Below are 1,977 nucleotides of genomic sequence, written 5' to 3'. Positions count from 1 at the left end.
GAGTAGCACGCTCAAGACCCGAAGCGGAGTGATCTAGCCATGGGCAGGTTGAAGCGGAGGTAAGACTTCGTGGAGGACCGAACCCACCAGGGTTGAAAACCTGGGGGATGACCTGTGGTTAGGGGTGAAAGGCCAATCAAACTCCGTGATAGCTGGTTCTCCCCGAAATGCATTTAGGTGCAGCGTCGTGTGTTTCTTGCCGGAGGTAGAGCACTGGATAGGCGATGGGCCCTACCGGGTTACTGACCTTAGCCAAACTCCGAATGCCGGTAAGTGAGAGCGCGGCAGTGAGACTGTGGGGGATAAGCTCCATGGTCGAGAGGGAAACAGCCCAGAGCATCGACTAAGGCCCCTAAGCGTACGCTAAGTGGGAAAGGATGTGGAGTCGCAGAGACAACCAGGAGGTTGGCTTAGAAGCAGCCACCCTTGAAAGAGTGCGTAATAGCTCACTGGTCTAGTGATTCCGCGCCGACAATGTAGCGGGGCTCAAGCGTACCGCCGAAGTCGTGTCATTGCAGCAATAGGGCCAACGCCGGCTGTGATGGGTAGGGGAGCGTCGTGTGCCGGGTGAAGCAGCAGCGGAAGCTAGTTGTGGACGGTTCACGAGTGAGAATGCAGGCATGAGTAGCGATTCACACGTGAGAAACGTGTGCGCCGATTGACTAAGGGTTCCTGGGTCAAGCTGATCTGCCCAGGGTAAGTCGGGACCTAAGGCGAGGCCGACAGGCGTAGTCGATGGATAACCGGTTGATATTCCGGTACCCGCTGTGAAGCGTCAAACATTGAATCCAGTGATGCTAAGCCCGTGAAGCCGTTCCGGACCCTTCGGGGAATGGAAAGTGGTGGAGCCGGTGGCCCGAGCTGGTAGTAGGTGAGTGATGGGGTGACGCAGGAAGGTAGTCCATCCCGGGCGGTGGTTGTCCCGGGGTAAGGGTGTAGGCCGGACGGTAGGTAAATCCGCTGTTCATTGAGGCTGAGACCTGATGCCGAGCCGATTGTGGTGAAGTGGATGATCCTATGCTGTCGAGAAAAGCCTCTAGCGAGTTTCATGGCGGCCCGTACCCTAAACCGACTCAGGTGGTCAGGTAGAGAATACCGAGGCGTTCGGGTGAACTATGGTTAAGGAACTCGGCAAAATGCCCCCGTAACTTCGGGAGAAGGGGGGCCACACCTGGTGAGGGAACTTGCTTCCTGAGCTGGGGGTGGCCGCAGAGACCAGCGAGAAGCGACTGTTTACTAAAAACACAGGTCCGTGCGAAGCCGTAAGGCGATGTATACGGACTGACGCCTGCCCGGTGCTGGAACGTTAAGGGGACCGGTTAGTCACATTTCGGTGTGGCGAAGCTGAGAACTTAAGCGCCAGTAAACGGCGGTGGTAACTATAACCATCCTAAGGTAGCGAAATTCCTTGTCGGGTAAGTTCCGACCTGCACGAATGGCGTAACGACTTCTCGACTGTCTCAACCATAGGCCCGGTGAAATTGCATTACGAGTAAAGATGCTCGTTTCGCGCAGCAGGACGGAAAGACCCCGGGACCTTTACTACAGTTTGATATTGGTGTTCGGTTCGGCTTGTGTAGGATAGGTGGGAGACTTTGAAGCAGCCACGCCAGTGGTTGTGGAGTCGTCGTTGAAATACCACTCTGGTCGTGCTGGATGTCTAACCTGGGTCCGTGATCCGGATCAGGGACAGTGTCTGATGGGTAGTTTAACTGGGGCGGTTGCCTCCTAAAGAGTAACGGAGGCGCCCAAAGGTTCCCTCAGCCTGGTTGGTAATCAGGTGTTGAGTGTAAGTGCACAAGGGAGCTTGACTGTGAGACCGACGGGTCGAGCAGGGACGAAAGTCGGGACTAGTGATCCGGCGGTGGCTTGTGGAAGCGCCGTCGCTCAACGGATAAAAGGTACCCCGGGGATAACAGGCTGATCTTCCCCAAGAGTCCATATCGACGGGATGGTTTGGCACCTCGATGTCGGCTC

General features: G+C 56.1%; 1 rRNA gene. It reads left to right on the top strand.

Annotation, left to right across the window (positions count from 1 at the left end):
* Positions 1-1,977, top strand: a 23S ribosomal RNA gene (locus ACFUEJ_RS24140); the annotation flags it as partial.

The organism is Gordonia sp. NPDC057258 (genome assembly GCF_042668985.1).
GTDB lineage: Bacteria > Actinomycetota > Actinomycetes > Mycobacteriales > Mycobacteriaceae > Gordonia > Gordonia hongkongensis.
This window is presented reverse-complemented; position numbering and strand designations above follow the sequence as displayed.